A 26,991-nucleotide genomic window follows, 5' to 3' on the forward strand; every position below is an offset into this window, starting at 1 on the left:
ATGGATGTCGACAAGCTGATCGAGCTCTACCCTCGCGTTTACCACATGGCTGAACGTGGAGCCTGGGACAGTATTCGCACACGCGGGTTGATGAGTGCCACTGCAGTTTTGGATCATCTTGCAGTGGAAGAGGGGGAGCGCGCTCGTTATGAAAGCGAGCATCGTGGGCAGAAGATGGATGTCAAGGCAGGCGACCCTTCCAACATCGTGCTTCGTGATCAGAAACCTATGCCTGAAGATCGTCTGATTAGAGCGCTTACGGAAGGAACAACACCACGCCAGTGGTATGAGTTGATCAACGGCAAAGTCTTCTTCTGGGCCGAGGAGAAACGTCTCCATGGTCTGCTTGGGGCTCGCGATTATCGCAAGCTTGAGCATGACGTCCTGACCCTCGACTCCTCGACTTTCATCCCGGCCTATGTCGAAACCATTTGGCTATGCCACATGAACTCGGGCAATACTTGGCCCATGCCCCATCGTCGCAGTACGGGCATCTTCTGCAAAATTGCGGACTATCCTGTGAAGCGTTCGGGAAACCCCGTGAAGGATGTTGTCGAGCTTGTTGTCGACTATGCCGTTCCCAACATCGCTGATTTTGTGGTGGAAGTGCGCAGGATGCAGGGTAGTGAGGTATTGGGCGTCATTGGCTAGCCGTAGCGGAGAAATATGCCGCCAAAGTGTTTAGTCGTTCTTTTATTGGTGCTGAAGCCCCAATAGTCGACCGCTGTTTTTAGGATTCAGTACTGGTGGGTGTGAGCCATTTGGTGATGATCTGCGGAAAGCTTAAGGGTAAGGAATTGTTTTATGTGGCGGCTATACGTGAGCTCTACGAGGAGATTGGCATCGAGATGCCTTGGTAGGTCGCCGTATCGTAAGCGTCCGGGGAAGTCATCTACCCGATCCCTGCGATGACTGGATGTGTACGGCAACGTCTTTCAGCAGGCTTTTGCGTAGGTATTCACCCATCCCTAGCCCGCAAAAACTATATTCGCTAGCTCTTAAATCACTGTCGATTTCTCGGTGGAGACGTCGGTGTAGTCAGCTTACGATAGCGCGATCTGCACCTGTCTTCTCTCACCGGGGTACCACTGAATGACGCCACTAAGTGCGGTTTTCCGCAACCTTCACCAAGATAATTTGTTGGTACTCGCCAACGTGAGCGATGCTGGCAGCGCACGTATAGTCGAGAGTGTAGGGAGTAAGGCAGTCGCAACCAGCAGCGCCGCCGTTGCTTGGGCGCATGGATACCAGGATGGCAATCAACTTCCCCTAAAACTGCTGACTACTACAGTTGAGTCAATGGTTCGAGTGCTTACAGTCCCCCTCACGGTCGATGTCGAAGGGGGCTATTCCGACGACCTTGAGTCGGTTGCTAAAGTTGTTGACTGCGTAGTTAGGGCTGGAGCGGTTGGAATCAACATTGAGGACGGAACAGGCAGCACCGATCTGATTTTGCGAAAAATCGAAGTGGCAAAGAAGGTAGCAAACAAGCATGGAATCGACCTGTTCGTGAACGTACGAACTGACGTTTATCTGAGATGTTTGGTAGAACCAGCGCGACAATTGGCAGAGACCCTCTTCCGTGCATCGCTGTTCGAGCAAGCAGGTGCAGACGGCATTTTTGCGGCTGGAATGGTTGAGAAAAACGACATTGCTACACTGTGCGAGGCAACGCGGCTACCCGTCAACCTGCTTGCCTGGAACGGCCAACCCGGCATGGATGAATTAACGAGTCTAGGCGTCAAACGGCTAAGCGCCGGTTCCAGCATTGCTGAATTCTTATACGGCGCCAACAAGGCGGTAGCCAAGAGCTTCTTGCGAACGGGAAAGCTTTTCGAGTATCCATTGGACGCATATACCTACAGCGACCTGAATAGCCTCATGGCAGCAAAAAAACACCTAAGCGAAAAGTAATCTTCGCCCTATTAATCTGTGATTCGTATGAAAATCGCCGCTGTTTTCCGCACCTCGAAAGCGATTTTTCACACCCATTCGAGGACGAGGCTACGCTCTAATGAGATCTTACAATCACGCTCTTCCGCCCAGAAGCGAGATGGTAAATGCAATGCTATGCAGCGACACCGCCTATGAGGGCGTTTTTTTCACTGCTGTCAAAACTACAGGTATTTTTTGCCGCCCTACATGTGGTGCACGTAAGCCAAAGCCCGAGAATGTAGAGTTCTTTTCGCAGGCCAACGAAGCGATGGCAGCAGGTTATCGGCCTTGCTTACGATGCAAGCCATTGGATCTCGCGGCTTCCGCGCCAGATTGGGTCAAGGGGCTACTGGCCTCTGTATCTGCATCACCTGACGCTCGCTGGAGTGATGCTGAACTAACTACGCGTGGTATCGATCCGTTACGCTTACGCAGGTGGTTCAAACAAAATTTTGGCATGACTTTTCATGCATGGATGCGTTCTAGAAGGCTCGGTGTCGCCCTAGGCCGGATTTCTTCGGGCGAAACGCTGGATAACACAGCATTTGACTTAGGATACGAGTCATTGAGTGGCTTTAGAGATGCTTTCAAAAAAACATTTCAAATGCCCCCCGGTAAGGCAACTGAAACGTCGCTCCTGCTTTATCGCCATCTGACTACACCGTTGGGCCCAATGATTGCCATGGCAGAGGAACGAGGTTTGGTACTCCTCGAATTTCTTGACCGACCGGCCCTAACCGCTGAATTAAACGAACTGCGTGGGCGTCATGGGTATTCAATTGCGCCTGGCGAGCATCTCTACATCAAGCAGATCGAAGCTCAACTAAAACTTTATTTTGATGGAAAACTAAAAAGGTTTTCAGTACCGCTCCATATGCCAGGCAGCTCTTTTGACAGGCTTGTGTGGGCAGAGCTTCTAAAAATCGACTATGGAACCATTTCAACCTACGGTGCCATCGCTAGGGGCATCGGTAAGCCAGGTGCAAGCCAAGCAGTGGGCAATGCAAATGGACACAATCGCTTATCTATTGTCGTGCCCTGTCACCGTGTCATAGCGACAAATGGTGCACTCGCCGGATATGGCGGAGGACAGCCCAGGAAAGAGTTTTTACTGCGTTTGGAGAAGACTGCTTTGCAAATGACTCAACAGAACGAATTCCTGTTGAATTAGTTGCTAAGCAGAATATACGCAGACACAACGACTCCTCGGAGCATCTTTTGTAAAGATCCGTCGGCAGTTATTTGCTAGCTGAACCAATGATATGCGTCCGCGCATCGCGCCTTGGGTAATTAAACCGGCTGCCAGTTATGCGGCAGCAACTGATCAATCTCACTCGCCCGCTGCGTCGGCAGTCGCGTGAGAACATCCGTTAAATAGGCGTACGAGTCATGACCATTGACCCGCGCAGACTGGATCAAGCTCATGATCGCCGCCGCCCGTTTGCCGCTGCGCAGCGACCCAGCAAACAACCAGTTCGACCGCCCAAGCGCCCACGGCCGGATCAAGTTCTCGATCTGGTTGTTGTCGATGGGCACAGCACCATCTCCTAGGTAGCGCGTCAGCGCTAACCAGCGTTTAAGGCTGTAATCCAGGGCCTTGGCCGTAGCCGAGCCCTCTGGGACAAGTTCTCGTTGCGCCAGCATCCACTCATGCAGTTTTTCAGCAATGGGCACCGCCGTTTCCTGGCGTAGTCGCCAACGGTCTTCAGCGCTCATTTCCTTGGCGTGTCGCTCGACTTCGTACAGCCCACCAATCGAGTGAAGCGCCTGCTCCGCCAATTGGCTTTTATTGGCTACATGCAAGTCAAAGAACTTACGGCGTGCATGGGCCATGCAGCCGATCTCGGTAATGCCCAGCCCAAAGCTGGCTTTGTAGCCGGCAAAGTCATCACAGACCAGCTTGCCGTTCCAGGTGCCCAAGAAATTACGCGCATGTTCGCCAGCACGGCTGGGGCTGAAGTCATAGACCACGGCCTTTAAGGTTGAGAACGGCGTAGTGCTGTAGGCCCAGACAGAAGCGCGGTGAGTTTTCCTCTCGCCGGGCGCCAGCATTTGTACCGGCGTTTCATCGGCGTGAACCACGCGCTGGGCCAGCACCACTTCGCGCAGCGCATCGACCAGGGGCTGGAGCTGCACGCCGGTTTGACCCACCCACTGCGCCAGTGTCGAGCGCGGTATGGCCAGGCCGGCACGGCCGAAGATCTTTTCCTGTCGATACAGCGGTAGATGGTCGGCGAACTTCGCCACCATCACATGCGCCAGCAGGCCGGCAGTGGGGATGCCCTTGTCGATCACCTGCGCCGGTACCGGGGCCTGGATCAGTGTTTCGCACTGCCGGCAGGCCCATTTCCCGCGAACGTGCTGTTCGACGGTAAACACGCCCGGTGTGTAGTCCAGCTTTTCGCTGACGTCTTCACCGATGCGCTGAAGCTGGCAGCCGCACGCGCACTGGGTGTTGTCCGGTTCGTGATGGATCACAGTGCGTGGGAACTGCACTGGCAACGGCGCGCGCTTGGGTTGCTGGCGTGGCTCTCTCTGTGCAGGAGCGGGATGAAGAGCTTTTAACTCGGCCTCGATGGCTTCGAGGTCGGTAGTGAGCAGGTCGTCGAGCAAGCTGCCTTGCACCGGGCTGATCTGCTCGCTGCGCTTGGCGAATTTGTGGCGTTTAAGGATGGCGATCTCGTGAGTGAGCTGCTCGATGATCGTTTCATTACGATGGATCTTTCGGCTCTGAGTGTCGACCTTGGACATCAACTGCGCAGCCAGTGTGCGCAGTTGTTCGTGGGTCATTTGGTCGAGATCGGGCAAAGAAGTCATGGTGTGGATTTTACCAAAGCAGCCCGCTGCTTCAGCAAAAGAGGCAACATTTAAAGCAATTTAATTGCGCCGCCCGCACCGACTCGTTGCCAGGGTAATCCAAGTACCAGCGCCTGAAGTTGTTCGGGGTCGAGTTCGACCTCCGTCCCACGACGGAGGCCTGGCCAATGAAACTTACCTTGATTCAAGCGCCGGGCGGCAAGCCAAATCCCCACACCATCATGCACCAACACTTTCATACGATTGGCGCGGCGGTTGGCGAACAGATAAGCACAGTGCGGCTTCGCCGCACCGAACACCGCGACCACTCGAGCCAACGCAGTCTCAGTGCCTGCGCGCATGTCCATAGGTTCGGTGGCGAGCCAGATGGAGTCAATGCGGATCATTGAGCCACGCCACGAATGAAACACGCGCAGCCGTCCGGATCCGAGGCTGGCCATTTTACGGTGATGGACTTATCACCCAGAGGCAGCGAGATGATCACCATCTCTTCTGATGCTCGCCTTGGTACCGTTTTTACCGGAACGAATGCAGGCAAGGTTGCAGGCGATTGATCCCGGTAATTCGGTAGCCACTTGCGGATCACGTTGGCGTTGATGCCGTGATGGATCGCTACGCTGGAAATCGTCGCTCCGGGTTGCAGGCACTCCTGGACGACCTGGGCTTTGAATGGTTTAGGATAAGAGCTTCGTTGGCGCATTGAGATCCTGGCGATAAGGGCGATCGCGTCCGCTTAAAAATACGCGGACACCATCGCCCTTAATGCTGGAGTTCGGTAGGTGGCTTGGCCGGACGCTTACGCCGTATCGCCCATAGGGAGTTTCCGTGGCAGATGCCTGATAGCGAGTATGTGCCTGTGGGCGAAAACTACTTTCCGGTGCACACGGGTATCGAGCAGTGCTCATGCGCCCAGTGGCCTTTCTTGGCCTCGAGTCCACTCTTGAATTTCGCCAAGCGCGTAAGGCAGCAAAACGAAGCGAGCCGTCTAAGCGCCTAAAGGGAGGCATTTAGACGGTTCACGAACCACGTTTGATGCGTGTTTAAGTGAGAGTCAGTACTCGGAGGGCAGAAGCAGCGTGGTGACGCTTCTGTCTCTTTCAGTAATGATCCAGAGCTTTTTTTGATCCCCAGCCTCAATCTCATAGGATGAGAACAAACGTTCGCCATATTGAAGCGCTTGTTCGTTACTCAGCTTGTCTTTATCGCATATTTCACCCCAGTCACCACTAAGGTGGCGATTGAGATACAGGTGAAAATTCAGCAGTTCCTTTTCAATGAGTAGGTGTACACCCGCAGTCATCATTAGTGCGCCTGGCTCGAAAAAAACGCTGGTGCGCTTCAGGCTGATTGAATTGCTTTCACGTCTTAGCATGATGCGTAGCACTGTTGGTTTGTCTTGCTCATGCTCAATGATCAATCGCAGTTCCAGCCAATGCCGATCAACTCGATCCCCGCAGGGAAGAAAACGGTACAGCCCGAAATCGTAAAACGGTTCAATAGCGTCTACTTTTTCAAATCTGTGGATGAGGCATGCGTACGCGGCTTCAAGGGTTTCTCCCAATCGGCTTCCCAGATCGCCGATGTCCGATGGCTGCTCTAGGTAAACCGCTTCGTGCCAGGCGCCCTCTGAGAAGACAACCGGTAGTTTGAGCAATTGAGATTGGAGCGAGGTAAGATTTTCGAGCTTCATGTGCCTCTCCGAAAAAAGCCCAAAACGGAGAGACACATCGCCCGTACGGGGAGTGTTCCCCGTGTGGGCTGAATAGGTGTGAATCAGGACGTGGACAAGACCGACGTCTTAGAGCGAATAGGCCACAGATTGGTTACTGTTGGTTGAGGGGATGCGGATCTTCAGGATGTGATAACTTTCCCGTAGACCTCGTAAAGGTTCTTCAAGATTGGAAAGCCAAAGCAAATGACCAGAAGCCAAAATTGCCAGCGAAGTAGCGTCATACTCGACTCTAGCTTAGTGATAGCCCCATCGAACTGGCTGCCTTGACGTTCAATCAATGCACGCAACTCCGTTCCTTGAGTTCGGATAGCAGCACCCTGCTCTTTAATTAAGGCAGTGAGATCGGTGCGCAGCTCAGAAATCGAACCCTCCAGATGGGATTCAGTACGCTCAAGGTCAGATTTTGATGCTAGTTGTTGCACATCGGCCTCCCAAGCATCTACTACTGCTTTAGCTTTATCATTTGGCACGCTGATAGAAGTCAGTGCGTCGTACAGATTAAGCGATATTTTCATCGTGTCTCCTGCATTTGGCAAGTGACGCAGAGCCCCCACCTGACGGTAGGTTCCCGTCACAGTGAGGGTTGGTGCATCCGGTCGGCGAGAATGTCGACGACTGTTCGCGCTCCCGAATGCGTTGCGAACTGCAATTGATCAACGCGCTTATAGCGTCGTGACCTTCAAGATCAAAGTCACCTGGGTAGGTGCTGTCGACGACAGCGATCCAGCCCAAATAGTCGACTTAAACGAAGTGATGATCCAGTCAGACGTTTCCTGTAATCTTGTAGGGTGTGTCAGTCATGAAGACTTGTGTCTTACAAGACCTGCTGGGTTGACATTTAAACGTCTGAGTCCCCTCATAAGGGGAAGGTTGGTCGTTCGAACCGGCCCTGGGACACCATACAATCCAAGGCTTCCAGCCCATTAGGTCTCTCAGTTCAATTGCCCGTGACAGCAGGGCGACAGAGGTAGGCCTATTTTCTTCTATTAAGTCCAGCTCTTTTGTCACTCCGCGAAGGGGAGAATCGGCTTCAGCGAGAAATCGCGCGAAGATTTTTCCTCACGCTCAGGGGGGCTCGCTCACCAGGCTTTCGCTATGGCTTCTAGTTCAGTGGAGTCGATTTCATGCAAGCACATGAGGTCTGCAAGTCTCTGCCCAATTTGAGAAAGTCTCGTATAGCCTGGGAGAGCTTCTGCGGACGCAAAGCGCTGGTCTGAATTTCCTGTTGCAGGTCGCTTGTAGAACAGCTGGCGTTGATTAAGATAGGACGCTTGTTCGCCGATACTGGTGGTCTCCTCAGATAGAACATCACCGAGTATCCACATCCTATGTCTCAAACTAAATTCTGTTTTTTGTTTCGCGGATGCCAACCCTAGCAAGCAGAACTGGCAGAATGTCAAGGATTCTGCGAGGCTAAGAAGGTAGTTCGCCTCTGATCGTTTCACGCTGCTGTCGAAAACGAGATTGATGTAAAAATTTGCGAGGTAAGGGAGTTTTAGTTGTTCATGCTCCTGTTTGGCATTTAAGAGAACGCCTTCAAGAAGTTCCTCTGCGGGTGATGGAGTATCAGCATCGCCATCGAAAAAATCGTCATCCCTCTTGGTCCTCCAGAGGAGTCGCTCGCGAATTCCGTCAATTGCTAGAGCTGCTACACCAGCGACACGCTGCTCTTCTCTTGGCGATAGAAATCGGTTGGCGAGATCGTCTAAAACCACCACGCAAACCTCTCCAACAGCGGCACCGATGGCTGCGCCTGCCACTGTGCCAGTTGGCCCAGCCAGCGAGCCAACGGCACTTCCGACTGCTGCTCCCCCGATTTTGCTGCCTTTTTTCAATAGCGTTAGATGGTTCTTTAACGTGACCCCTCACTTCTCTGCGGATTTAGTTCGCGATCTGGTCGCGGATGCGTAGAACATTAGTAGTCGAACAGTTCGCGTGCCGAGCAGTCGCGCGGATGCCGAGGCCCGCGGCGAGGAGTTCGGACACACGCTTGTGCAGATCGACGTCAACCGGGCGCCCCTAGTACTTGCCGGCGGCCTTGGCTTTCTCGATACCCTGTGCCTAGTGCTCGCGGCGTTGCTCGTAGTCCTAGCGAGCAATGGCGGTCATCATTTCCACCAACATTGAGTTAATAGTGCCCAGCATCCGCCCGGTGAACTCGTCGCCTTTGGCGTCCTGCATCCCCTGCTGGCTCGCTGGCAGATCGAGCGCGACGATGTGCAGCCCTTGGAATCGATCGCAGCCTTGAGCTTCTGCCAATCTCCACCGGCAAGCGGCAGAAACGGTCTATCGACTCCTCCAGCAACTGATCATCCTTGCGGGCATCCTTCAGCAGGTGCAGCAGCTCAGGCCGGTCGGCGGCGGCGCCGATGCCCCTCTCCAGGTACACGCTGGCGATGATCTTATTATGGTCGCTGGCGAACTGCTCAAGCTAGGTACGGGCGCGGCCGGTGGCTTGGTCTTCGGTGAATGTTCGGAGGTATGCGCTGATGTGCATGATGAGGACCGGTATCACTTAGGGCGTTCGAAATTCTATTGCACTATGGGTACCACTTATCAAGCGAACCCGAACAGGGCAAAAGTAAGCCTGTATCTGGATAGGCATACCATGAAGTCGCCACACTGAAGATAGAGCGGCCACCTGCCTCTACAGTGAATTCAGTATGTCGAATGCTCGCGCCACCACTCGAGGTACCTGTCCATTTCCAAGGGCTTTAATCCGGTCCATCCGCTGGGCCAGCCCATCAACCACTCGACCCACTCCGGGTTCAACTGGCCACCGTCTGAGGCCATTACCGCGTGATCCAATCGATCTTTGGTTCGATCTCGTCCACATTTGCGTTTTAGAGATTTCAGTGATGATCCCTTGGCCATGCTCGCTGTGGGCGTAGGCCAACAACCAGATCCTGTTACGCTTGTGAGGGGCACCGCATTCCGCCGCTGATACACAACACCAATGCGCGTCATACCCCATTTGGGCAAGATCACCGACGACCAATGCAAGACCCCGCGTGACGAGCATGGGCGAGTTTTCCAACCACACGCATTCGGGTCGAACCTCGCCGATGATTCTAGCCATCTCTTTCCAAAGTCCTGATCGGCTGCCTTCGATTCCTGCACCACGTCCTTGAATAGAAATGTCCTGGCATGGAAACCCGCCAGATACCACATTAACAATGCCTCTCCACGGCGCTCCGTCAAAACTGCACACGTCAGACCAAATCGGGAAAGCCGGCAGGGCTCTATCGTTTTGTCGTTGCGCGAGAACTTGTGCTGCGTAGGCATCACACTCAACGGCGCAGATGGTGCGCCATCCCAGCAACTGGCCTCCGAGTATTCCTCCACCAGCACCTGCGAAAAGAGCCAGCTCATTCATCCTTGATCCTAACGTTGAGCCAGCCTTAGCTGCACCCGTCGATGAAGGGAGATTCCTGAGTGAGGTCTACTGATGATCAGATGTGAGAGAGAAGCGGGCGCCCGGGAAGGGCGCCTTGGTTGAGGTCAAAGCCAGCCATCTTCCGCAAAAGATTTAGGTGTGCCTTCTCCGATAATGAAATGGTCGAGAAGTCGTATGTCCATGAGCTGTAGTGACTCTTTCAAAAGCTTGGTAAGCCTGCGATCAGCCTGGCTAGGGTTGGTACATCCGGAAGGATGATTATGAGCAACAATGACTGCCGCTGCGTTCAACGCAATCGCCCGTTTGGCTATTTGCCGTGGGTAGATGACGGTCGAATCGATGGTACCGTGAAAGAGCACCTCAAATTTGATGAGTCTGTGCACGCTGTCCAAGTAAATGACAGCAAAGACTTCATGCTCCATTTTTGCGATTTGTAGCTTCAAATAGCTCGCTACTTCCTGAGGTTTTTCTAGCTTGGGCCCTCGAGAAAACAGTCGGCGATCGAGCACCTCTAATGCGGTGTTGATCACCAGGTCCTCATCCTCCCGGCATTGGATCGATAACACCGTTTGCCCGACTTGGGTATTGGAAGAACTCATCAAAACCTCGTTTGTAGTCACAGAGGTTCGCGTCCCCAAGAGGGAATCGTGTTCCCCCAGAATTAGGTGAGGGCGCCTATGAAGGCGCCTTGGATAGATGTCGATCAGTCGTCGCTTTAGGCAGGTTCTGAGCGGTCCATGTCAATGTCAGAGGAGGCGCTCTCTGCAGTGTCCTTTGGCAGAGCCCTGAACACAGTTTCGCCGTTGATTCTGAGCATGGAGATGTAGAGCAGCCGGCCTTTAAGACTTGCACCTGGCTGACCTTTCTTCTCCCCTTTTTGATACGTAAACGGTGATATCCAAATATCACCTATCGTGAAACCCACGAGGACCTTATCGTCCGAGTTGATTTCTTCCCTGCAGTGACGAATCAGCGTATCTGCTTCAGCGCCAGTGACCCGGCAATCGATATAGGTGTATTGAACGTCATTAGCCGCGCCGTGAAGCGCAGCGACAGTAACGGCTAGGTACGTTTCAGCTCTACTGACTGAAACCTCACGAGCACGGCATAGGTAGCCGATACCGCGGGTATGCAGATCGAAGTACTTGGTTTCGTTTGTGAGCGATTGAGGCATGGGGTTCTCCGTTTTACATTGAAAACGAGAAATCACTCGCCCCGGGGGAAGGTGACTCCCCGTTGGGTGATGTACTAGGCATTCGACGCCGAGAAAGCTGACGTGTAACCGCAAAGAATGAATGCGAGGGCGGCTGCTTGATGATCGACGCACGCCATGTGCGGTACAGCTTTCTAGATCAGAGCTGCCTTTACCATGTTGCCGACATCGTCAGCAGGCACATGGGAAGAATGAGAATGTCAGTTGGCTAAGACTAGTCGTCAATGTCGATAGGGTCTGTAGGAATGATCAACCTGGGAATCCAAGGTTTCACATTTGCATCGTGCCACTCAAAGAGATTGATACCCCGACGGGTCATACTCGGAATGTTGCCAAGCAAATCGTAGTCTGGTGGGTTGGTCATCTCCCTTTGTCGTAGAGCTTTCAACGCTTCACGGCATAGGGTTCCAACAAGGTAGCCAATTTGGTAGCTGAGAACGGACATATTTTCTCTCCGGTTGGGTATGAACGGAGAGGTCCGCCCCATACGGGGATGTGAACTCCCCGTTGGGTGTTGCTATGCATTCAGTATCGAGAGTCTCGATAGGCGTCGCGCTGCCGAATGCGATGCGATTTCCATCAGATCAACGAAAGATTCTCGTCGTGGCCTTGAGTATCTGGAGCCACCTGGGCATGCAGCCGATAGTGCCGGCTGAGCATTTTAGTGAGGACGTTAAGGCGTAAGCGAATGGCTAACACGCCCATCCTCACTATTGCCTGCACATTGTTCACCAAGAATTGAAATGTGGAAACCACACTGTGTCGGCAATGCCGATTATCAGTCGAGGTTCTTAAGTGGGCTGTCGGGAAACGTGGCCTTAAACACAATGCATAAAAAATAAACACGCAGGCATTCAAACCAGTTTTGCCATCGTTTCGACAGGACCAAAAAGCCATAAAGAGCGGGCAAACGGAAATGGTTCATGGGAAGGGAATCTAAGGGGAAGAGGCCTACCTGCAAATGGGCTGTCATGAGCTGAAAAGCGAAAAGGCTCTCCAACGATTGATGCAGGTGAATAGCTGAATGTTCTGGCAATCAAAGCTAAAAAAGACAGTCCGTGGCGGATCCTCAGAACCCATGAGTACGCCTTCGGGATACCACGCGCCTCAAACGGCAAACCAACTTTTGAGCACTCCGCGTCGGAGTAAGCTCCTCGAGCATATCTGGCAGCGTACCTCGCTCTCCCGTTCTCAATTTGAGAAGCTTTATCTTGATCCTGTGAAGCGATACGCCGAGCTTGTTCAGGAGCTACCGGCCTCGGAGAGCCATCATCATGCGCACCTGGGTGGCATGCTTGATCACGGCTTGGAGATCGTCGCCTTTGCGCTCAAAATTCGTCAGTCCTACCTTTTGCCACTAGGCGGAACGCCAGAAGCGCAAGCGGCGCAGACCGAGGCTTGGACAGCTGCCATCGCCTACGCCGCTTTGCTTCATGACTTAGGTAAAGTTGCTGTCGATGTGGAGGTTCATTTTACTGACAACACTCTATGGCATCCGTGGCATGGACCCATTAATCGGGAGTATCGCTTCCGATATTTGAAAGATCGTCAGTACAAGCTACACAGCGCTGCGGCCGGCCTTAGCTACGTTCACGTGCTCACAACGTCCATCATGGACTGGTTGAGTGGATACCCTGAGCCTTGGAGCGCCTTACTCTACGTTCTTGCTGGACAGTACGAGCATGCAGGGACTCTTGGCGAGCTCGTTATCATGGCTGACCAGGCTTCGGTCGCACAGGAGCTAGGTGGTAACCCTTCCCGTGCTCTTGCTGCGCCTAGGCATTCCATTCAGCGGCAGTTGATTGAAGGGCTCCGCTATCTCGTAAACGAACAGCTCAAGCTGAATCAGCCTCGCGCATCCGATGGTTGGTTGACTGATGACGCCCTATGGCTCGTGAGTAAAACCGTCGCTGACAAATTGCGAGCCCACATGCTGTCCCAAGGTGCCGAATCGATCCCAACATCGAACTCCACGTTGTTCAACGTCCTACAGGATAACGCGATCATTCAAGTGAACGCTGAAGGCAAAGCTATTTGGACCGCGACGGTTCAAAGCGGTAAGTGGAAAAAGACCCTGACTTTTCTGAAGGTTTCACCCGCTTTGATCTGGGAGCGGGGAGAGCGTCCGTCCACCTTTAGCGGGAGCGTCATCGTTACGCCCGTTGTAGAGCCTTCAGAGGAAAGGGGAGACGGCGAGAACTCATTGTTCTTACCGTATGCAGCTACTTTGCCGTTGGAGGAAACGCCCCTTCCTACGGCATCTCTTACAGATAACAGTTACAACGTTGTGCCGTTGGAATACATGGAAGCTACGCCATACCCAGACGATCTTTGGGAAGGGATGACGACATGCCGAGCGGGAGAGGGTGATCACCTAGTAGCGAATGGAAGTAAGGCAACTGTCTCAAACGCTCAGGACTTTGCACCGCCGCTAGAGGTAGGGGGGCAAGCAAAATCATCAGTTACGGGGTCTTGTGGCGCGAGCGCCCGAGAGCTGGGAGAGGCTTTTGTTCAATGGCTGCGTCGTGGTGTTTTGACTGACAAGATCATTATCAACGATGCCAAAGCAAAGGTTCACAGCGTCGATGGCACCGCGTTGCTAGTGACTCCGGGGATTTTTCAACGTTACGCGCAAGAGCATCCCTATATCGCCAGGATGGCGAAAGAACAGGGCACCACTGATTGGCGTTGGATCCAGCGATGCTTCGAAAAGCTGGAGCTGCACAGGAGGTGCTCTACCGGGCTGAACATATGGGCTTGCGAGGTTCGGGGTCCAAGAAAGACTAGGGACATAAGAGGCTACCTGCTCAAAGATCCGCTTCTGATTTTTACCGAGAAACCCTATGACAACCCTTACTTGGCGTTGAAAGGGTCGCAAATATTCAAGGACGAACATTCATGCATTTAATCTCAGAGCTGCCGGAGATTTATTTTTTTGAGAAGCATCTGCGAGAGACGTCACAGCAGGGATATCGCGTTGCAACGAATGCGCTGATTCGGTTTTCTGGGGATTGTCTGATTGATGAAATCAACAGGATGACTGTTCTCAATTGGCGTCGGTCGGTCTTGGGCAGTGATATCAAAGAGGTGAGTTGGAACACGTATCTGCGGCACCTACGGGCGCTCTTTGGTTACGCCATAAAAAACAATCTGACCAGTCAGCTCGACAATCCATTTGAGGGTTGTGGCGTGCGCTGCCCAAATCGTCCACCGAAAACAGTCAAGCATCGAGTGGTCCGTGATGCACGGATCATTCTCGTCGGGATGGCGCGCTCTGAAATGAAGACGTTTGCGATGGCATCGCTCCATCCTGCTTGGTTCTGGAGGACGGTGTTCGAGACGTTTTACTACACAGGCATTCGAGCGAATGAGCTGTTGAATCTTCGTCCTCAGGATGTGGACATGGATAGCATGCAGTTCTGCATTCACCCTGAGGTTTCCAAAAATTTCGATGAGCACTTCGTGCCTATACACAGCAAGCTTGCCAGGTACCTCAGGATATTGCTGTTGAATGCTAAAAAGCGCGGCATCAAATCCAATGAACAGCTTTTCAACGTCAACAAGTTTTCACAGCGCCACATGCGCAGAACGATGGATATGAGCCAGCTCTCACGGTTTTACACCTCGCTGAGCCGCAAGCTCGGAGTGCACGTAAGCCCACATCGTTTCAGGCATACGATCGCGACTGATCTGATGAAGCAGCCCAAGAGCAATCTTCATATCGTCAAGGATTTGCTGGGGCACCGGAGCATTGCGACGACCCTGAAGTACGTCCACGTCGATGTTGATCAAGTAAGGTGTGCATTGGAGATGATGCGGTAGCTGACTGCTACCATCTCCTTTTCCTACAGTCTGATGAATTATGGAAATGGTGGATGAGTCGGCGCTGATCTACAACGGGGAACGGCTACACCTGTCCCTGAAATACAAAACGCCCGATGCGGTGCATCGAGCGTTTTGAGACTGAAATAGGTGTAAACCTCTTTCAGGACTAGACAGAGCGGTAAATCCGACTTTTTCAACACAATCGGCGAACAGCGGCTCTTTAAGCCTCTCCGCTAAAAGTTTGGATCAACGCGATTCGTTCTAGGAAGAAGCCTTCCAGCCCCCACCCAATACTTTGTACAGGCTGATGCGGTTGCTCTGTTCCGATAGCCCCAAAGTAATCAGGTCTTGTTGCGCGCTATAAAACGAGCGTTGGGCATCCAGGACATTGAGGTAGCCCTGGGCGCCGGCCTTGAACAACGCCTGTGACAAGTCGTAGCTCCTCTTCGTGGCGTCAGTCAGGGCCTGTTGCGCAGAGGTCTGCTCCGCCAGCGTGCTACGCTGGGCCAGTGCGTCGGCCACTTCCTTGAAGGCCGTCTGCACGGCCTTTTCGTAGGTGGCGACCTGAATCTCGTGCTCGGCCTTAGCCGAGTCCAGGCTGGCCTGGTTGCTTCCAGCATTGAAGATCGGTAGGTTCAACGACGGCGCGAAGCTCCATACTCCACTCCCGCCCTTGAACAGTCCCGATAACGACGTGCTTGCAATACCGGCCTGCGCCGTCAGGCTGATGCTTGGGAAAAACGCCGCCCGCGCCGCGCCGACATTGGCATTGGCCCTTTGCAACGTATGCTCGGCAGATAGCACATCGGGACGTTGCTGCAGCACGCTAGACGGCAGCCCGGCCGGCACATCGAGCAACTGCGCCACATTTGACACCGCTGCGTTATCGGGCAGCAGGTTGGCCGGCAGTGTGGTGCCGAGCATCAGTTCCAGAGCGTTGCGGTCCTGCTGCACTGAGGTGGCGTAACTGGCCACATCCACACGCGCCGATTGTACTGAACTCTGCTGTTGAGCCAGCTCCAGGCCCGAGCGACCGCCCAGAGCATGACTGCGTTCCAGCAAGTCGTAGCTGCTCTGCTGGCTCTTGAGGGTGTCCTGGGCCAAGGCCAGATGCTGTTGGTCAGCAGCCAAGGTCAGCCACGCAGTGGCAACCTCCGCCACCAGGCTGATCTGTGTGCTGCGCCGGGTTTCCTGCAGGGCGAGATAATCTTGCAGGCTGGCGTCGCTGAGGTTGCGCAGACGGCCGAAGACGTCCAGCTCATAGCTGCTGAAACCTACCTGCACACTTTTGCTATCACTGGTGGTCGTACCCACACTGCTGATACTGCGTTGACGGGTATCGCTGGCCGTGGCGCTGATAGCTGGAAAGCGCTCGGCGTCCTGAATACGGTAGGTGGCACGAGCCTTTTCGATATTCAGCGCGGCCACCCGCAGGTCGCGGTTATTGCTCAACGCTAACTCCACGATCTGCTTGAGGCGCGAATCGATAAAGAATTGTCGCCAGCCGATATCCGCGGCATTGGCCATGCTGTGTGGCGTGATGGTCGGCCACTGCCCGGCCACCGGTGCATCGGGGCGATGATAGTCCGGGGCCAGGTTGACGCAGCCGCCGAGCAGCGCCAGGGAAAGCATCAATGACGTCAGCAGGCTACCGGGGAAATTACGCAATGGCATCGGGCTTCTCCAGCAAAAGTGGGTCGTTCGCTGGTTGCTTGGCGAACAGGTGTCGAATCAGGACGAAGAACAGCGGTACAAAAAACACGCCCAGCAGTGTGGCGCTGAGGGTACCGCCCAACACACCGGTCCCGATGGCTGTACGTCCAGCGGAGCCGGCGCCGCTGCTCATGGCAAGCGGCAACACGCCGAACATGAAGGCCAGGGAGGTCATTAGAATCGGTCGCAGGCGCAGGTGCGCCGCTTCCAGCGTGGCGTCCAGCAGGGACTTGCCCTGCTCTTGCAGTTGCTTGGCGAACTCGACAATCAGAATCGCATTCTTTGCCGCCAAGCCTACGGTGGTGAGCAAGGCTACCTGGAAATACACGTCATTGGCCTGCCCCGTTGCACTGGTGGCCAGCACCGCACCGAGCACGCCGAGCGGCACGGCGAGAATCACCGAGAACGGCACCGACCAGCTCTCATACAAGGCTGCCAGGCAGAGGAACACGAACAGGATCGACACCGCATACAACAACGGCGCCTGGCTACCGGACAATTTTTCCTGGTAGGACTGCCCGGTCCATTCGAAGCCCACGCCCTCGGGCAATTGCTTGACGATATCTTCTACCGCTTGCATCGCTACCCCAGAGCTGACCCCCGTGGCCGGCTGGCCGACGATTTCCATCGAGGCGAAGCCGTTGTAGCGTTCCAGCAAAGGCGAGCCGTAGCTCCAACGCGTGCTGGCGAAGGTGGAGAATGGCACCATTTCGCTGGCATCGTTGCGTACATACCAGTTGCCGATGTCCTGGGGCAGCATGCGGTACTGGGCGTCGGCCTGCACATAGACCTTCTTCACCCGCCCTGCGTCGACAAAGTCGTTGACGTAGCTGCTGCCAAGCGCCGTGGACAAGGTGTTGTTGATGTCGCTGGACGACAGCCCGGCCGCGCCGGCCTTACGGTCGTCGATGTCGATATGCAACTGCGGCGTGTCCTCCAGGCCGACAATACGCAGACCGGTCAGGCGCTGGTCGGCGCGGGCCAGGCGCAGAAACTCATCCCGCGCCTCGACCATCTTGGCGTGGCCGAGGCTGCCCAGGTCCTTGAGCTGCAGGTCGAAACCAGAGCTGTCTCCCAGGCCATGCACCGCCGGAGGCGACATGACGAAAACGCTGGCGTCGGCAATCGAGGCCAAGTCCTGGGTGGCCTTCATGGCGATCGCGCTGGCGCTCTGGTCGGCGCGGTGGCGCTCGCTCCAGTCCTTCAACTTGATAAAGGCACGCGCTGCGTTCTGGCTATTGCCGCCGCTGCCCATTCCGCTGATGGAAATCAACGCCGCGACATCCGGCTGGTCGCGAAAATACGCCTCGAACTGCCGCAGCACCTGCTGGCTGCGGGCATCGGTGGCGCCGGGTGGGAGTTGGATCTGCGCCATCAGCACGCCCTGGTCCTCATCCGGCAGGAACGAACTGGGCAAGCGCATGAACAGTACGGCCATTACACCGGCGAGCAAAGCGAAAGCCAGCATGGCCAGGCGCCGATGCTGGACTACACTGCTGATCGCAATGCGATACTTCGCCGCCATTTGCTCGAAGCCACGGTTGAAACGGGCGAAGAACCCCGTGCCTTTGTGATGGCCAACATCGGCACTGCGCAGCAGGCTGGCGCACAGGGCAGGGGTCAAGGTCAACGCCACCAACACCGACAGCGCCATGGACGACACAATGGTGATGGAAAACTGCCGGTAGATCACTCCAGTGGATCCGCCAAAGAACGCCATCGGCACGAACACTGCCGCCAGCACCAGGGCAATGCCCACCAGCGCGCCGCTGATCTCATCCATCGATTGGCGTGTAGCCTCACGGGGTGACAAACCCTGGTCACGCATGATCCGCTCGACGTTTTCTACCACCACAATGGCATCGTCTACCAGCAAGCCAATGGCCAATACCATGCCGAACATGGTCAGGGTGTTTATCGAGTAACCGAACAACGCCAGCACGCCAAACGTACCGAGCAACACCACCGGCACCGCAACCGCTGGAATCAGGGTGGCACGCAGGTTCTGCATGAACAGGAACATGATCAGCACGACCAGACCGATGGCTTCGAACAAGGTCTTGACCACTTCCTCGATGGAGATTTTCACAAACGGCGTAGTGTCGTAGCCTATCTCGCTGTGCAGCTGCAGCTTGGCCGGGAAGTACGGTTCCAGCTCTGCCAACTTGGCCTTGACCGCAGCCGCCGTGGACAGCGCGTTGGCGCCAGTGGCCAGCGAAACTGCCATGCCTGCCGAAGGCCGGCCGTTGTAGAAGGTAGTGACGTCGTAGCTTTCGCTGCCTAACTCGATACGGGCAATATCGCCCAGGGTCACCAGGGAGCCGTCGCTGGCATGCTTGATCACCACATCGCGGAACTGCTGCGCGGTTTGCAGTTTGCTGCGGGCAGTGATCGTTGCGTTCAGTTGCTGGTTGGCCGTGGCCGGCAAGGCGCCGAGTTGGCCGGAGGACACATCGACGTTCTGCGCACTCAGGGCGGTGCCGATATCCGAAGGCATCAGGGCAAACTGCTGCAATTTGAATGGGTCCAGCCATACGCGCAGGGCATAGCTGCTGCCCAGCACGGTGACATCGCCAACGCCATTCACCCGGCTGATCTGGTCGTACAGGGTGCTGGAAATGTAGTCGCCGATATCGGTGGCGGTCACGCTCTCATCTGCCGAGACCAATGACAGCACCATCAGGAAGTCACTGCTAGAGGCATTGATCTCGATACCTTGGCTCTGCACTGTGTCAGGCAGGCGCGAGGAAATCTTGTCGACCTTGTTCTGCACCAGCATCTGCGCGGTATTGGGATCGGTGCCGGCAGCAAAGGTCAGGGTAATGCTGGCGGTGCCGGCCGAGCTGCTGGTGGCCGCCATATAGGTGAGGTTTTCCAGGCCGGTCATGCCCTGCTCGATCACCTGGGTCACCGAGTCCTCGATGGTTTTCGCCGATGCCCCCGGGTAGGTGGCGGTCAGGCGGATCTGAGTCGGGGCAATGTTCGGGTACTGCTCCAGCGACAACTGGGTGATCGACAACAGGCCACCGAGCATGATGACGATAGCCAGCACCCAGGCGAAAATCGGTCGATCGATAAAGAAACGCGCCATGCTGATCGACTCCCTTACTGCGCCGCGCTGGTGGAGGAAACGCCACCGGCGCGGATCGAGTCAAAGGTGTGAGTTTGCACCGCATCACCCATCCGCACTTTCTGCCCGCCTTCGACCACCACGGTGTCGCCAGCCTTCAGGCCCTCGGTGATATGCCATTGGCTGCCTACCGCGCTGCTGGCCGTGACGCTGCGCTGCTGCACCTTGCCATCGACCACGACTAGCAAGCTGGTTTCGCCACGTTCGTCACGGGTGACCGCCTGCTGCGGCACCAACAGGGCCTGCTCGTCCACGCCCTCTTGTAATACGGCGCGCACATACATGCCCGGCATCAGCAGCTCATCCGGGTTGGCCACCTCGGCGCGCAGGGTGATGCTGCCGGTGCTTGCACTGACGGTCAGGCCGCTGACCTTGAGGCTGCCCTTATGGCCATAGTCGCTGCCGTCTTCCAGTACCACATCGATGCTGGCGCCGCCGTCTTCGGCCTTATGCAGCACGCCGCTGGCCAGCTCACGCTTGAGACGTAGCAGGTCGGCGCTGGACTGGGTGATGTCGATATAGATCGGATCCAGTTGCTGCACGGTGGTCAGAGCGGTGGTCTGCTCGGCGGATACCAGCGCACCGGGGGTCACGGTGGACGCTTCGGTACGCCCGGAAATTGGCGCGGTGATACGGGTATAGGCCAGGTTGATGCGCGCAGTGTTTACCGCCGCTTGCGCTGACTTTACCTCGGCATTGGCCTCCAGCAAGGTGGCCTGAGCGGTTTCGTTGTCCTGCCGGCTGATGGCATCGATCTTCACCAAGCCGGTATAACGGGTGGCCTGCAATTGCGCCGAACGCTGGGCAGCCTGTGCTTTGGCCAGGCTGGCTTGCGCGGAGTCCAGCGCCGCCTGGTAGCTGGCCGGGTCGATTTGATACAGCACGGTGCCGGCCTTGACCTCGGCGCCTTCGGTAAACAGACGCTTCTGCACAATGCCGCCCACCTGCGGGCGAATCTGCGCCACCATCCGAGCCGTAGTACGGCCCGGCAGTTGGGTGCTGATGGCCAGGTGCTGCGGCTGAACCGTCAGCACACTCACTTGGGCCACAGGCGTGGCAGGCGGTTCGGACTTTCCTGGCGAGCAACCGACCAGCGCTGCGCTGGTAACCAGGCAAGCCACCGGCATGAGGGGAAACGCACAAATGGACATAGCAGACCTCGATCAGGCCACACCATCGCGGCCCAGGATTAAACAAGGCCTGCAGAATTGCTGACAAATGTGCAGAAAATTTGAAGATTGCTGCCAATCACCCTGTACGCCTTGTAATGCTTGCCGAGCGGCGCCTAAATAGCAGCACTTTTCGCGCGATGGCCGTCACTATGATTCTGCGCATTACCCACAAACTGTTTCTCGCCGTGCTCGCCGCCACTCTCTGCGTCGTCCTGGCCATGGGCTTTGCCGCCCACGCCAGCTTTACATCAGGGTTTCTCGGTTACCTCAACGAGCAGGCCCTGGAACGCATGGAGAGCGTGCTGCCACGGATGACCGAGGCCTACCGTGAGCATGGCAGTTGGAACTTTCTGCTCAATAATCCGGATGCCATGTTTGTGCTGCTGATGCCCGCCGGGGTTACCGTAGCAGACATGAAAGGCGGCCACTTCCGCTCGCCGGTTTCCGATCTCACCGGCGCCCACCTGCGTTTCAGCCTGCTGGACGCTAACAAGACTTTCCTGATGGGCTACCGCGAGGCGGGTGTAGACGCAGTCCTGCGGCCCATCGATGTGGACGGCCATACTGTCGGTTGGCTGTCACTGGCGCCGTTCCAAAGTGTCACTGGCGAGGGCGACCTGCGCTTCCAGCAACACCAGGTGCGCGCGACGCTTTGGAGCGGTGCTGCGGCTCTGCTGTTCGCCATCGTCATCGCCTGGTGGATCGCCCGTTCGCTATTGGCACCGGTGCAACGCGTGGCCGCCGCCACTCATAGGTTGGCTGCCGGCGACTATCACACCCGCGTCGAAGCCAGCAGCGCCGATGAAGTCGGCCAACTGGCCCGCGACTTCAACCACTTGGCCCTCGCCCTGGAGAACACCGAGCGCCAGCGCCGCGATTTCATGGCCGATGTCTCCCACGAACTGCGCACTCCGCTTAGCGTACTGCGTGGCGAACTGGAGGCGCTGGAAGACGGCGTGCGGCAGATGAGCCCAGAGTCGGTGCGCTCGCTGCTCGGCGAAGTGGCCACCCTGAGCAAGCTGGTGGATGACCTTTACGAATTGTCCCTCGCCGATGTCGGCGCACTGGCCTATCGCAAAGTGGACATAGATCTGGCTGCGCTGCTGCGCGATACCGCGCAGGTGTTTGGCGAACGCTGCCAGGAACATGGCCTGCAACTCCAGCTGGCCATCCCCCCCTGGCCACTCTCCCTGCAAGCCGACCCGTTGCGACTTCAGCAACTATTCAACAACCTGCTGGAAAACGCCGTGCGCTATACGGATACCGGCGGTGTGCTGCAACTAGGCGTAGAGAGGCGCAGCGGTGTGCTGAGCATCACCTTCGCCGACAGCGCCCCCGGCGTACTCCCCGAGCATCTGCCGCACTTGTTCGAACGTTTTTTCCGTGTCGAAACCTCTCGCAGCCGCGCCAGTGGTGGTGCAGGTCTGGGTTTGTCAATCTGCAAGGCTATCGCCTTGGCCCACGGTGGGCAGATTCACGCCGAGCCATCAGCCTTGGGTGGACTACTGGTCACCATCAAACTGCCGGAGGTCCGATGAAAACCCGCGTGCTGGTGGTCGAAGATGAACCGAAACTGTCCGCCCTGCTGCGCGACTACCTGCAAGCGGCCGGCTATACCGTGGACTGCCTGGCCGACGGCCTGGCCGTGGTGCCTGCCATCCGCGCGAACGCCCCCGACCTGATGTTGCTCGACTTGATGCTACCCGGTCGCGACGGCCGCGAAATCTGCCAGGAGGTCCGCGATTTCAGCGACTTGCCGATCATCATGATTACCGCCCGCGTCGAAGAAATCGACCGCCTGCTCGGCCTGGAATTGGGCGCTGATGACTACATCTGCAAACCCTTCAGCCCACGTGAAGTCGTGGCCCGGGTGAAAACCATCCTGCGCCGCTGCCCCCCCAGCGCAACGACCTCGTCAGCCCCCACGCTATTGCTCGACGAAAGCGCCTACCATGCCATCTTCAACGGCTTGGTGCTGGACCTCACCCCCGTTGAATTCCGCTTGCTCAACACTCTCGCAGCCCACCCAGGGCGAGTGTATTCGCGTGACCAACTGCTCGACCTCCTTTACACCGACCACCGTGTGGTTACCGATCGTACCGTTGACAGTCATGTACGCAATTTGCGTAGAAAGTTGGAACAGGCCAACCCCGGCAAAGACCCGATTCGGTCCATTTATGGGGTGGGATATAAGTTGGAGACTTAGGCACGGACCGTTCGTATACATCCATCAGGAAGATTCACCCGTACTCCATTACTCATGATAGGGCGACCCTAGGCCTTCCTTCGAGTGTTTACTCATGTGTAGACGACTGAGAGCGAGACGACCTTGCACTGCTGATCAACATGCTCGTGCCCTTGTCACTCCAGGACATTTAGACTTTTAGTTACCAACACGGAGTGCCCGTTTTTGGTCTAGAGTGCGTAAAAACTCCTGATTTGGTTTTTATTTCGACAAGCAGGCGTTGATGTTTCGCGTCAACGCCTCATCCATTCAGAGCATGCGGCGCAACACGTCATTGCGTGGGTCGCGGTCGTAGAAGCGATGCTTGAGGGCGCCTGCGATATGCAGCACGATCAAAACCAGCAAGGTGTAGGCAAGGACTTTGTGCAGCCATTGGAACACCGCGAACCAGTCGTCATTCTTCGGCAACAACTCCGGCAGGTTAACCCCGAAAAAGAACACACCATCACTCATCGTGTAGCTGCTCGACATGGAGTAGCCCATCAACGGCACGATCACCAGCAGCACATACATTACACGCTGCGTCAGGCGTGACAGGAACCTTTCATACGCCGCCAGGGTTTCCAGCGGCTGCGGCAAATTGGGGGTGCGAAAACGCACGGCGAGCTGAGTCAGGACCACCAGGAACGTCAACACCCCGAAGGACTTGTGCCACGGGTAATAGAACTCGTATTTGCTCGCCACTTCGTCATTCATGCCGGTCATGTGCCAGCCGACCCACAGCAGGCCCAAGACGAGCACGGCACGCACCCAGTGCAACACGCGCAGGGAGGTCGGGTAGCGATCGATTGTCGATTGATCTATTGGGTTCATATCAGGCTCTCCACGGAGCGATGCACGGTTGAATGGCCACCCTCAACGTTGGAGGGTGGCTCGGTCAGGGTCGGCGCTGCACTCAGGCCGGTAGCAGCACGGTGATGACTTTCTCCTCGGTGTAGGCCAGTGCGCCGCTGAACCCACCTTCACGACCGATACCGCTGGTCTTGACGCCGCCCCAGGGCAGGTTGGCGTCCAATGGGCTCCAGCAGTTGATGCCCACGGCGCCGGCTTTCACCGCTGCCGCGACACGGTGCGCTCTGGCCAGATCGCTGGTCCAGACCGTGGCGGCGAGGCCGTAGCTGCTGTCGTTGGCCAGGGCGATCGCTTCGTCTTCGCTGTCGAACGTGATCAACGTGCCGACGGGACCGAAGATCTCGTCCCGGGCAATTTCCATGTCATTGCGGGCGTTGGCGAAGATTGTCGGACGCACGAACCAGCCTTGCTTCGGGGCCGAGACGCCGCCGGCCAACAGCGTTGCGCCTTGGTTGATGCCCAGTTGGATGTAGCGGTTGACGCGATCGAATTGCGCCTTCTTGGCCACTGGTCCCATCTGTATGCCGGGCTCGCGAGGGTCGCCCACGGTCACCGCCTGTGCGGCCTCGGCCAGTGCGGCGCCGAAGCGGTCGGCGAGGCCGCGCTGCACCAGGATCCGCGAACCGGCCGCACACACCTGGCCCTGGTTGGCGAACAGACCGAGCGTACAGCCGCGCAGGGCGTCCTCGAACGAAGCATCGTCGAACACAATCTGCGGGCTCTTGCCGCCCAACTCCAAGGCCACGCGCTTGAACAACACACCGGCGGTGCGCTGGATTTCACGCCCGGCCTCGGGGCTGCCGGTGAAGCTGATCTTGGCGATATCCGGGTGTTCGCACAGGGCGCGGCCGACTTCATTGCCGTAACCGGTGACCACGTTGATCACGCCGTCCGGGAAGCCCGCTTCCTGCGCCAGCCGCGCCAGTTGCAGCGCTGACTGCGGGGTTTCTTCCGATGGCTTGACCACGACGGTACAGCCAGCCGCCAACAATGCGGCGAGCTTCCACACGGTGATCATCAGCGGTGAGTTCCAGGGTACGATGGCACCCACCACGCCGACGGGCTCGCGTACCGTGTACGACAGGGTTTTGGTGCCGAAGTAGCCGCCGGTGGGAATGGTGCGACCTTCAAGCTGGTTGGCCCAGCCAGCGGCGGCGCGCAGGTTGGCGATCGCGTTTGGCAGGTCCATCCGGCGCGGTTCGATGGGGGATCGACCGATAGCATCGGCGTCCAGATCGGCCAGCAGTTCGGTGTCGCGCTCCACCAGGTCGGCGAGTTTTGATAGCAGCCGGCCACGCTGGGCTCCGTCGAGTTGGCTCCATTCTCCGCCTTCGAGTTGCCGGCGTGCCGCTGCCACGGCTCGGTCCACGTCTTTGTGGGTACCGCGCGCGGAACTGCCATATACCTGTTCAGTGATGGGGTTGACCAGGTTTATGCGGCGAAGGTCGGAGGCTTCGCAGGTCGTACCTTCGATGAAATGATTCAAGTGCTCAGTCATTTTGCGGTCCTCGAGTAATGGGCAAGATCATGCTTTGAGGGAAGCCAGGGCGTCGCCGAAGATGTCCAGTGCCTTGAAGAACAGCTCACGCGAGATTGTCAGTGATGGCATTACACGCATCACGTTGCTGTAGCGGCCACAGGGAATCATCAGCACGCCGTGGTTAAGCAGATAGCCCATCAATTGGCCGATCTTTTCGCCGGCCAGGGGAGCCTTGGTGAGCGGGTCTTCGATCAGTTCGATGCCGATCATCAGACCGCGTCCACGCACCTCACCCACCAAAGGGCTGTTGAAGCCGCGAATATGCGCCTGTGCCTCCAACCCCAGGGTGTGGGCACGGTTGATCAGGTCGAGTTCAGGGTCCTGCAGGATGTTGATGTTGGTCAGTGCCACCGCAGCCGACAACGAGTTGGCGGCGAATGTGTTGGGCATGGAACCGTCTGGGATTTTTGTTGCCAGGTCCGCGCGCATAATCAGGCCGGCCATGGGTAGGTCGCTGCCGATACCTTTGCCGAAGGTGAGCATGTCGGGCTTTACGCCGGAATGTTCGACCGCCCACATTTTGCCGGTGCGGCCGGCGCCGGACTGCACTTCATCGACGATCAGCAGTGTGCCGCTGCGGTCGCAGGCCTTGCGCAGCAATTGCAGGAATTCCGGCGACGGCGGTACATATCCGCCTTCGCCTTGTACCGGTTCCACAATCACGGCCGCCACGTCGTCGGCTGCGGTGTACGGGGTGTTCAATAGGTAATCGATGTACTCGCCGGCGATTTGCTCGGCGCTTTTGTGGGTCGTGTCGAAGGGAAAACGGTAGGCGTAAGGGTAGGGGGCGTGAATCACACCGCCCATCTGCGCGCCAAAGCCCTTGCGGTAGGCCGTGCCGGTGGTCAGCGAGCCCGAAGCGTTCCAAACGCCGTGGTAGCCGCCGTGGAAGGCGATGATCTGGTGCCGTCCGGTGACGCGCTTGGCGAACTTGATCGCTGCTTCCAGCGCATCACTGCCGCTTTGCGTGAAGAACGTGATGCAGTCGCCGCGCAACCCGTCGGGGGCGATTTCGGACAGCTTTGCGGCCAACTCGGTGCGGCGCGTGCTATTGATTTCCAGGGCATGCATCAGTACTTCGGACTGTTCGCGTATGGCTTGCACCACTTTTGGGTGGCAACGACCCACACTGCTGACGCCGACACCGGCGGACAGGTCGATGTAGGTGTTGCCGTCCGGGTCCTTGAAGGTTGCACCGAAGGCCTTGTCCATGGCGATCGGCATGCGTCCGCCGCCACGCGCCATGGACTCGGTGCGCGCTGACAGGGCCAGGGCTTCACACGTCTTGGGGCCAGGGAGCGTGCTGGAGGTGATTTGCGGTGCATCGGCGAAGTGCAGGGCTGCAAGCTTGGCTTCACTCATGACGGATTCTCTACGATGTTGATTGATGTGGGCTGATCATCTGCGTGAGGCGGGGCGG

The 26,991-nt window shown here is 56.6% G+C and carries 23 protein-coding genes and 1 pseudogene; 8 read left to right on the forward strand and 16 right to left on the reverse strand.

Annotation, left to right across the window (positions count from 1 at the left end):
* The 4 genes from ACQRBT_RS17185 to ACQRBT_RS17200 all read left to right on the forward strand — a co-directional run bounded on the left by ACQRBT_RS17185 (position 1) and on the right by ACQRBT_RS17200 (position 3,106).
* On the forward strand, positions 1-651 hold the full coding sequence (locus tag ACQRBT_RS17185) for a DUF7002 family protein (protein WP_412046464.1): 651 nt from the start codon (positions 1-3) through the stop codon (positions 649-651).
* 116 nt (positions 652-767) lie between these two features.
* Complete coding sequence (locus ACQRBT_RS17190; RefSeq protein ID WP_412046522.1) at positions 768-860, forward strand: NUDIX domain-containing protein; 93 nt, start codon at positions 768-770, stop codon at positions 858-860.
* A 232-nt stretch (positions 861-1,092) separates the two neighbouring features.
* The gene (locus ACQRBT_RS17195; RefSeq protein WP_412046463.1) at positions 1,093-1,914 is read left to right on the forward strand and encodes an isocitrate lyase/PEP mutase family protein; all 822 of its coding nucleotides are present in this window, start codon (positions 1,093-1,095) and stop codon (positions 1,912-1,914) included.
* 100 nt (positions 1,915-2,014) lie between these two features.
* Entirely contained in the window at positions 2,015-3,106 is a 1,092-nt protein-coding gene (locus ACQRBT_RS17200) for a bifunctional transcriptional activator/DNA repair enzyme AdaA (protein ID WP_158177973.1), read from the forward strand.
* A gap of 119 nt (positions 3,107-3,225) precedes the next feature.
* On the opposite strand, the gene tnpC is transcribed toward ACQRBT_RS17200, so the two are convergent.
* The 10 genes and pseudogenes from tnpC to ACQRBT_RS17250 all read right to left on the reverse strand — a co-directional run bounded on the left by tnpC (position 3,226) and on the right by ACQRBT_RS17250 (position 11,055).
* The gene (gene tnpC, locus ACQRBT_RS17205; protein ID WP_412046462.1) at positions 3,226-4,752 is read right to left on the reverse strand and encodes an IS66 family transposase; all 1,527 of its coding nucleotides are present in this window, start codon (positions 4,750-4,752) and stop codon (positions 3,226-3,228) included.
* Between the two features lie 50 nt (positions 4,753-4,802).
* A complete protein-coding gene (gene tnpB / locus ACQRBT_RS17210) occupies positions 4,803-5,138 on the reverse strand; it encodes an IS66 family insertion sequence element accessory protein TnpB (protein ID WP_412046461.1) in 336 nt (111 codons plus the stop codon).
* Positions 5,135-5,452, reverse strand: coding sequence for an IS66-like element accessory protein TnpA (gene tnpA / locus ACQRBT_RS17215; protein WP_158177970.1), 318 nt, complete (start codon positions 5,450-5,452; stop codon positions 5,135-5,137). Before tnpA ends, tnpB begins: the two co-directional genes overlap by 4 nt.
* A gap of 351 nt (positions 5,453-5,803) precedes the next feature.
* The gene (locus ACQRBT_RS17220; protein ID WP_412046460.1) at positions 5,804-6,442 is read right to left on the reverse strand and encodes a hypothetical protein; all 639 of its coding nucleotides are present in this window, start codon (positions 6,440-6,442) and stop codon (positions 5,804-5,806) included.
* 161 nt (positions 6,443-6,603) lie between these two features.
* Positions 6,604-6,999: a DUF1640 domain-containing protein gene (locus ACQRBT_RS17225; RefSeq protein WP_412046459.1), complete on the reverse strand. Its 396-nt coding sequence runs from the start codon at positions 6,997-6,999 to the stop codon at positions 6,604-6,606.
* 564 nt (positions 7,000-7,563) lie between these two features.
* Positions 7,564-8,319, reverse strand: a complete 756-nt coding sequence (locus ACQRBT_RS17230) for a hypothetical protein (protein WP_412046458.1) — start codon at positions 8,317-8,319, stop codon at positions 7,564-7,566.
* A 46-nt stretch (positions 8,320-8,365) separates the two neighbouring features.
* A pseudogene (locus tag ACQRBT_RS17235) lies at positions 8,366-8,981 on the reverse strand (recombinase family protein).
* Positions 8,982-9,131: 150 nt separating this feature from the next.
* On the reverse strand, positions 9,132-9,860 hold the full coding sequence (locus ACQRBT_RS17240) for a DNA cytosine methyltransferase (protein WP_412046457.1): 729 nt from the start codon (positions 9,858-9,860) through the stop codon (positions 9,132-9,134).
* 125 nt (positions 9,861-9,985) lie between these two features.
* A complete protein-coding gene (gene radC, locus ACQRBT_RS17245; protein ID WP_060755878.1) occupies positions 9,986-10,480 on the reverse strand; it encodes a RadC family protein in 495 nt (164 codons plus the stop codon).
* A gap of 116 nt (positions 10,481-10,596) precedes the next feature.
* Complete coding sequence (locus ACQRBT_RS17250; protein ID WP_060755877.1) at positions 10,597-11,055, reverse strand: DUF3577 domain-containing protein; 459 nt, start codon at positions 11,053-11,055, stop codon at positions 10,597-10,599.
* A gap of 1,117 nt (positions 11,056-12,172) precedes the next feature.
* Between ACQRBT_RS17250 and mobH the strand changes: the two genes are divergently transcribed.
* Together mobH and ACQRBT_RS17260 are read left to right on the forward strand one after the other, a co-directional pair.
* On the forward strand, positions 12,173-14,002 hold the full coding sequence (gene mobH / locus ACQRBT_RS17255) for a MobH family relaxase (RefSeq protein WP_412046456.1): 1,830 nt from the start codon (positions 12,173-12,175) through the stop codon (positions 14,000-14,002).
* Positions 13,993-14,916 (forward strand): tyrosine-type recombinase/integrase, encoded by a 924-nt coding sequence (locus tag ACQRBT_RS17260; RefSeq protein WP_412046455.1) that lies wholly within the window; start codon positions 13,993-13,995, stop codon positions 14,914-14,916. Before mobH ends, ACQRBT_RS17260 begins: the two co-directional genes overlap by 10 nt.
* 264 nt (positions 14,917-15,180) lie before the next feature.
* On the opposite strand, the gene ACQRBT_RS17265 is transcribed toward ACQRBT_RS17260, so the two are convergent.
* From ACQRBT_RS17265 to ACQRBT_RS17275, 3 genes are read right to left on the reverse strand one after another with little or no spacing between them, the layout of a single operon-like run.
* Positions 15,181-16,593 carry an efflux transporter outer membrane subunit gene (locus tag ACQRBT_RS17265; RefSeq protein ID WP_412046454.1) on the reverse strand — a complete coding sequence of 471 codons (1,413 nt, stop codon included), beginning with the start codon at positions 16,591-16,593 and terminating at the stop codon, positions 15,181-15,183.
* Entirely contained in the window at positions 16,580-19,723 is a 3,144-nt protein-coding gene (locus ACQRBT_RS17270; protein WP_412046453.1) for an efflux RND transporter permease subunit, read from the reverse strand. The genes ACQRBT_RS17265 and ACQRBT_RS17270 overlap by 14 nt, the downstream gene beginning before the upstream one ends.
* Before the next feature lie 14 nt (positions 19,724-19,737).
* The gene (locus ACQRBT_RS17275) at positions 19,738-20,913 is read right to left on the reverse strand and encodes an efflux RND transporter periplasmic adaptor subunit (protein WP_412046452.1); all 1,176 of its coding nucleotides are present in this window, start codon (positions 20,911-20,913) and stop codon (positions 19,738-19,740) included.
* A 170-nt stretch (positions 20,914-21,083) separates the two neighbouring features.
* Between ACQRBT_RS17275 and baeS the strand changes: the two genes are divergently transcribed.
* Both baeS and ACQRBT_RS17285 read left to right on the forward strand, forming a co-directional pair.
* Positions 21,084-22,472 carry a sensor histidine kinase efflux regulator BaeS gene (gene baeS, locus ACQRBT_RS17280; RefSeq protein ID WP_412046451.1) on the forward strand — a complete coding sequence of 463 codons (1,389 nt, stop codon included), beginning with the start codon at positions 21,084-21,086 and terminating at the stop codon, positions 22,470-22,472.
* Complete coding sequence (locus ACQRBT_RS17285; RefSeq protein ID WP_412046450.1) at positions 22,469-23,140, forward strand: response regulator; 672 nt, start codon at positions 22,469-22,471, stop codon at positions 23,138-23,140. Before baeS ends, ACQRBT_RS17285 begins: the two co-directional genes overlap by 4 nt.
* Before the next feature lie 288 nt (positions 23,141-23,428).
* Here the strand turns inward: ACQRBT_RS17285 and ACQRBT_RS17290 are convergent, their stop codons facing one another.
* The 3 genes from ACQRBT_RS17290 to ACQRBT_RS17300 form a co-directional block, all read right to left on the reverse strand.
* Positions 23,429-23,992, reverse strand: a complete 564-nt coding sequence (locus ACQRBT_RS17290; RefSeq protein WP_412046449.1) for a cytochrome b — start codon at positions 23,990-23,992, stop codon at positions 23,429-23,431.
* Between the two features lie 82 nt (positions 23,993-24,074).
* On the reverse strand, positions 24,075-25,529 hold the full coding sequence (locus ACQRBT_RS17295) for an aldehyde dehydrogenase family protein (RefSeq protein WP_412046448.1): 1,455 nt from the start codon (positions 25,527-25,529) through the stop codon (positions 24,075-24,077).
* A 27-nt stretch (positions 25,530-25,556) separates the two neighbouring features.
* Positions 25,557-26,933, reverse strand: a complete 1,377-nt coding sequence (locus ACQRBT_RS17300) for an aspartate aminotransferase family protein (protein ID WP_412046447.1) — start codon at positions 26,931-26,933, stop codon at positions 25,557-25,559.
* Between the last annotated feature and the right edge of the window lie 58 nt (positions 26,934-26,991).

This window comes from Pseudomonas sp. R19M (assembly GCF_050312585.1).
Lineage (GTDB): Bacteria > Pseudomonadota > Gammaproteobacteria > Pseudomonadales > Pseudomonadaceae > Aquipseudomonas > Aquipseudomonas palleroniana.

Excerpts from the sequence above, each read along its gene's own strand:
- ACQRBT_RS17270 (WP_412046453.1), bottom strand. The coding sequence starts at position 19,723 with ATGGCGCGTTTCTTTATCGATCGACCGATTTTCGCCTGGGTGCTGGCT.
- ACQRBT_RS17290 (WP_412046449.1), bottom strand. The coding sequence starts at position 23,992 with ATGAACCCAATAGATCAATCGACAATCGATCGCTACCCGACCTCCCTG.
- ACQRBT_RS17260 (WP_412046455.1), top strand. The coding sequence starts at position 13,993 with ATGCATTTAATCTCAGAGCTGCCGGAGATTTATTTTTTTGAGAAGCAT.
- tnpC (WP_412046462.1), bottom strand. The coding sequence starts at position 4,752 with ATGACTTCTTTGCCCGATCTCGACCAAATGACCCACGAACAACTGCGC.
- tnpA (WP_158177970.1), bottom strand. The coding sequence starts at position 5,452 with ATGCGCCAACGAAGCTCTTATCCTAAACCATTCAAAGCCCAGGTCGTC.
- ACQRBT_RS17190 (WP_412046522.1), top strand. The coding sequence starts at position 768 with ATGATCTGCGGAAAGCTTAAGGGTAAGGAATTGTTTTATGTGGCGGCT.
- ACQRBT_RS17275 (WP_412046452.1), bottom strand. The coding sequence starts at position 20,913 with ATGTCCATTTGTGCGTTTCCCCTCATGCCGGTGGCTTGCCTGGTTACC.
- ACQRBT_RS17265 (WP_412046454.1), bottom strand. The coding sequence starts at position 16,593 with ATGCCATTGCGTAATTTCCCCGGTAGCCTGCTGACGTCATTGATGCTT.
- mobH (WP_412046456.1), top strand. The coding sequence starts at position 12,173 with ATGAGTACGCCTTCGGGATACCACGCGCCTCAAACGGCAAACCAACTT.
- ACQRBT_RS17250 (WP_060755877.1), bottom strand. The coding sequence starts at position 11,055 with ATGCCTCAATCGCTCACAAACGAAACCAAGTACTTCGATCTGCATACC.
- ACQRBT_RS17295 (WP_412046448.1), bottom strand. The coding sequence starts at position 25,529 with ATGACTGAGCACTTGAATCATTTCATCGAAGGTACGACCTGCGAAGCC.
- ACQRBT_RS17200 (WP_158177973.1), top strand. The coding sequence starts at position 2,015 with ATGAGATCTTACAATCACGCTCTTCCGCCCAGAAGCGAGATGGTAAAT.
- ACQRBT_RS17300 (WP_412046447.1), bottom strand. The coding sequence starts at position 26,933 with ATGAGTGAAGCCAAGCTTGCAGCCCTGCACTTCGCCGATGCACCGCAA.
- ACQRBT_RS17195 (WP_412046463.1), top strand. The coding sequence starts at position 1,093 with ATGACGCCACTAAGTGCGGTTTTCCGCAACCTTCACCAAGATAATTTG.
- tnpB (WP_412046461.1), bottom strand. The coding sequence starts at position 5,138 with ATGATCCGCATTGACTCCATCTGGCTCGCCACCGAACCTATGGACATG.
- ACQRBT_RS17225 (WP_412046459.1), bottom strand. The coding sequence starts at position 6,999 with ATGAAAATATCGCTTAATCTGTACGACGCACTGACTTCTATCAGCGTG.
- ACQRBT_RS17285 (WP_412046450.1), top strand. The coding sequence starts at position 22,469 with ATGAAAACCCGCGTGCTGGTGGTCGAAGATGAACCGAAACTGTCCGCC.
- ACQRBT_RS17185 (WP_412046464.1), top strand. The coding sequence starts at position 1 with ATGGATGTCGACAAGCTGATCGAGCTCTACCCTCGCGTTTACCACATG.
- baeS (WP_412046451.1), top strand. The coding sequence starts at position 21,084 with ATGATTCTGCGCATTACCCACAAACTGTTTCTCGCCGTGCTCGCCGCC.
- radC (WP_060755878.1), bottom strand. The coding sequence starts at position 10,480 with ATGAGTTCTTCCAATACCCAAGTCGGGCAAACGGTGTTATCGATCCAA.
- ACQRBT_RS17240 (WP_412046457.1), bottom strand. The coding sequence starts at position 9,860 with ATGAATGAGCTGGCTCTTTTCGCAGGTGCTGGTGGAGGAATACTCGGA.
- ACQRBT_RS17220 (WP_412046460.1), bottom strand. The coding sequence starts at position 6,442 with ATGAAGCTCGAAAATCTTACCTCGCTCCAATCTCAATTGCTCAAACTA.